The following is a 3,735-nucleotide window of genomic DNA, read 5'->3' as shown; positions in this document are numbered from 1 at the left end:
ACCCATGATGCACTCCCGGCCATGACCTCATCCGGAGAAATTCAAATGAGGCAACGAATCAGTCTTCCCGGAGGTATTGCAATGAGGCAATAGGGAGGGTTGCCGGAGCATTTTTGCCCAGGATCCCGGACACTGCCGCCGGATGCCCAGGACCTGTCTTGGGGCCGGCAGCAGGTATCCCGCGGCCAGGTCGGCCGCCGATTCCCGGTCCAACCGCCAGGCTGCTGAAATAGGTCAAGGGTGGATGTTCGGCCGGGAGGTGCAGGGCCCATGCCGGCACCTCCGGCGTCGGCCGGGGCAGGGTGAGATCCGTCCGCACGACGAGGGAGGTGGGACCATGGGCCGGGACCTGGGTCCGCTGCTGGTGGCCCTCGGGCTGCTGCTGGTCCTGGTGGGTGTGCTGGCCTGGAGCGGCGGGTTGTCGTGGTTCGGCCGCCTGCCCGGTGACATCCGCATTGAGCGCGAGAACCTGCGCGTGTACATTCCCTGGGTCTCGATGCTCGTGGTCTCGGCCGCGGTCAGCCTCCTGATGTTCCTGGTGTCCTTCTTCCGGAAATGACACCGGCAGGCGGCGTTGACCGCATTCGGGCAGCGGATCCGGGACCGGCTATTGCCCGCCCGGGTGCCCTGGGCGCCGCGTGGGGGGGCTGGGACGGAAAACAACCCGGTGGGGTTATCCGCGGCCCTGCTGCCGGCCTTACGGGCAGCTGTTGTCCGGATCGCGCAGGAAGAAATACCGCAGGAGGGCCGCATACACCAGCAGGTACCCGGCAAGAGTGAGGACCGGCAGTTGCCAGGCGACACTGAGGATGAGCACAACCGTCCCGGCCAGCGCGGCCGTTACCGTCCGGCGGAACGCCTCGGGCGGCGGACCGGCGAACCCCTCGGCCAGGATCCGTGCCAGCCTGGGATCCTCGGCGGCCAGTTCACGCTCAAGTTCCGCCAGGCGCCTGTTCTCTTCGTACGACAACACCGGGCATCTCCCGCTCCGGTACGGGCCTGCCCCGCACGGGTTGGCCCGTACCGGTTTGAAAACCCTGAAGGTGCTTCCTGCACCTTGTTCTCAATTATGGATCCGGTTCCCGGGTTGCTGCATCTGCCCGAAACAGCAGGGAAATCCCGGACGTTCCTTGCATCCGGATGGCCGGGTACCGGCATCTGTTCCCGGGACGGCATGACCGCTCACCGGTTCGCTGCCCTGCTGCGCCCCGGTCCGGACAGCCCTGTCCGCGAGCCGCTTCCGCCGGGTGGGCGGGGCCGGGGCATCTTGGGCGGGGCCGGAGCGTCTACGGTTCCTGCGGCAGTGGATCGTCCGGGCCCATGCGGGATGTCAAAGGCTCAGCGTCCCGGGCCAGGGTGGGCAGGTCCGGCAGCTTCGCTGATCCAGCCCGGCAGCTTCGCTGACCTCAGCCAGGCAGGCGGTCTCCAGTCCGGCTTCGGTGGCTCTGATGACGGCCGCCAGGGACCGCAACCGGCTGATTTCAGGATCCACGGTCATCCTCCCGGTGCCGGGCCGGGCCGGACCCCTGTTCCTCCCGCGTACGTGCCGGCACCGGCAGGATGCCCGGGGGCCGCCCGTTCCCGGCCCCGGGCCAGGAACGGGCGGCGGCCTCGGGCTGCGGCCGGCGGTTCAGCCGCGGCTGACGGGGATCTTCCGGGGCCCGGACTCGGGTTCCTCCGGCACCGGGACACGGATTTCAAGGATTCCGTCGTTGTAGGAGGCCTGGACATCCTTCTCATCCACGGGGCCGGGCAGGGTCACGGTGCGGGAAAACGCGCCGTAGCGGAATTCGGAGCGGTAACCCTTTTTGCTTTTCTTCTCCGTTTTTTCCTCGTGCTTGACCTCGATCCGCAGCTGGTCGGCGGTCAGGGTGATGTCCACGTCCTTTTCGGGATCGATGCCGGGAACCTCGGCCCGCACGACCATGGACCCGTCCTCCCGGTATTCCTCAACCCGCAGCCACTCCAGGTCTCCTTCCAGAAGCCGGCGCAGGGGTTCGGGAACGTCAACGCCGGCACGGCGCAGAATATTGGCCATCGCTGCTGCCTCCAATCAATGTTCCGGCCCGGCGGTTCCAGCCTTCCGGGACCGGGGATGGATCTCTGACACCACCACGCTACGCTCGCGCCCATTGGAGTGTTAAGACCGAAAATACATCCGCCCGTGGCCGGCCTGTAACCTCAACGGCCTCTTCGCAAGGATCAGGGGCCCGGGTTCGTACGTCATTGTTACGGAAAGATCACGGGGACCCTGTACGGGCGGGCGCGTTGTCCCTACAGTACGTAGTCAACCGGTCCATTCGGGGACCGGGTCCTTTGGCAATTGGGGGGAACAACGATGAGAGATGATTTCACCGCCGACAAGGATGTCCTGCTCAGTGTGGCGCAGGTCGCCGACCGGCTGCGGGTCTCCCGCATGAGCGTCTACCGGATGATCCGCAGCGCGCAGCTGCCCGCGGTACGGATCGGACACACCTACCGGATCAGCAGAGACCGGCTGGCCCGGTACCTGGACAACGCACTGGTTACCGCGCCCCCGCTCTGACCACAGCCCAGGTCCGGCCACAGCCCAGGGGCGGCGGAAGGAGCTGCCACGATCCCGGGCAGGAAAAAGGGGGCCGGGCGTCCGGCCAGGACGCACGGCCCCTCCGGTATGTGTCAGGATCCGGCCTTCTGCTGCCCGGCCGATTCCTGCCCGGCCGGTTTCTGTTCGGCCGGCGCTTCGACTGCTTCCTGGCGGTGTCCGGCAACCACTTCGATCTTCCGGCGCCTGGCGGCTTCGCTGACCGGGATGGTCACGCTCAGCACGCCGTTGTCGTAGTGCGCCGAGATAGCCTCGACGTCGATGTCCTGGCCCAGGGTCAGCTGGCGCAGGAAGGAGCCGCTCTCGCGCTCCCGCAGCAGCCACTGCGTACCCTCGTGCTCGGGCAGGGTCCGCTGGGCCCGGATGGTCAGCAGCTGCCCGTCCGCCTCGAGATCGACCGATCCCGGATCAATGCCGGGCAGATCCGCGTTCAGGATGTAGTGGTCCCCTTCCCGGTACAGATCCATCGGCATCACCCGCGGCCCCTGACCCCGGCCCCACAGGGACTGGGAGACACGTTCCAGTTCCTGGAATGGATCAAACCTGGCCGTCATGCTCACCAACTCCTTCATTCATTCCATACTTCGTTCATCCAAAGTTGAGCCGACTACGCTCAACTACGACCATATTAACGTCCTCCGTCTGGAAGCGGTAGGCCTTTTCCGGGGCTCCGGGAGCGGCAAAGACGGCAGCCCTAACGCCTTTTCCGTCAGCCGGACCTGCCCCCGGGCCGGCGGGCGGGGATACGCTGGGGTACCGCCCGGAGCGGTAAAGGAAGAACCGCGTCCCGGCCGGAGAGAGCCCGGGCCTGCCGGTTCCGGATACTTCCGCCGATATCAGCCCCCTGCCGGCGAACCATGCGATCCACCGGCACCGATGACAATGTGGTGATCACCCAATGCCAGTCCCCAAACCCCGCACCGGCCCCCGCAGCGGCCCCGGCACCGGCTCGGGCTCCGGCAGCTTCCCTCCGGCCGCCGGTGCTGAGGTGCCTTCCTGTCCCGGATGCGGAACCGATGAGTTCCTCCGCTTCGACGAGTATGTCCCGGCCCGGACCCTGCCGGAGGGCCGGCAGGAACCGGCCCAGGCCGCCTACACCTGCAGCCGCTGCCGGAGTACCCGCACCCACCGGGTACCGGATACCTGGACAC

5 protein-coding genes and 1 pseudogene are annotated in these 3,735 nt (G+C 67.1%); 3 read left to right on the top strand and 3 right to left on the bottom strand.

The window, feature by feature from the left end:
* The first annotated feature begins 337 nt into the window (after window positions 1–337).
* Window positions 338–559 carry a DUF2905 domain-containing protein gene (locus tag AC5RWU_RS23865; RefSeq protein WP_493986656.1) on the top strand — a complete coding sequence of 74 codons (222 nt, stop codon included), beginning with the start codon at window positions 338–340 and terminating at the stop codon, window positions 557–559.
* 138 nt (window positions 560–697) lie between these two features.
* Here AC5RWU_RS23865 and AC5RWU_RS23860 read toward each other — a convergent pair whose 3' ends face one another.
* Window positions 698–973 (bottom strand): DUF3040 domain-containing protein, encoded by a 276-nt coding sequence (locus AC5RWU_RS23860; RefSeq protein WP_493986655.1) that lies wholly within the window; start codon window positions 971–973, stop codon window positions 698–700.
* A 657-nt stretch (window positions 974–1,630) separates the two neighbouring features.
* Window positions 1,631–2,038, bottom strand: coding sequence for an Hsp20/alpha crystallin family protein (locus AC5RWU_RS23855; protein WP_493986653.1), 408 nt, complete (start codon window positions 2,036–2,038; stop codon window positions 1,631–1,633).
* A gap of 300 nt (window positions 2,039–2,338) precedes the next feature.
* Here AC5RWU_RS23855 and AC5RWU_RS23850 point away from each other — a divergent pair, with 300 nt between their 5' ends.
* A complete protein-coding gene (locus AC5RWU_RS23850) occupies window positions 2,339–2,545 on the top strand; it encodes a helix-turn-helix domain-containing protein (protein ID WP_493986652.1) in 207 nt (68 codons plus the stop codon).
* A gap of 113 nt (window positions 2,546–2,658) precedes the next feature.
* Here the strand turns inward: AC5RWU_RS23850 and AC5RWU_RS23845 are convergent, their stop codons facing one another.
* Window positions 2,659–3,138: an Hsp20/alpha crystallin family protein gene (locus AC5RWU_RS23845; RefSeq protein WP_493986651.1), complete on the bottom strand. Its 480-nt coding sequence runs from the start codon at window positions 3,136–3,138 to the stop codon at window positions 2,659–2,661.
* Window positions 3,139–3,482: 344 nt separating this feature from the next.
* Here AC5RWU_RS23845 and AC5RWU_RS23840 point away from each other — a divergent pair.
* Window positions 3,483–3,735 (top strand): annotated as a pseudogene (locus AC5RWU_RS23840) (hypothetical protein); the annotation flags it as partial.

The sequence above is a fragment of the Arthrobacter sp. B0427-1-12 genome (genome assembly GCF_059092905.1).
This window is presented reverse-complemented; position numbering and strand designations above follow the sequence as displayed.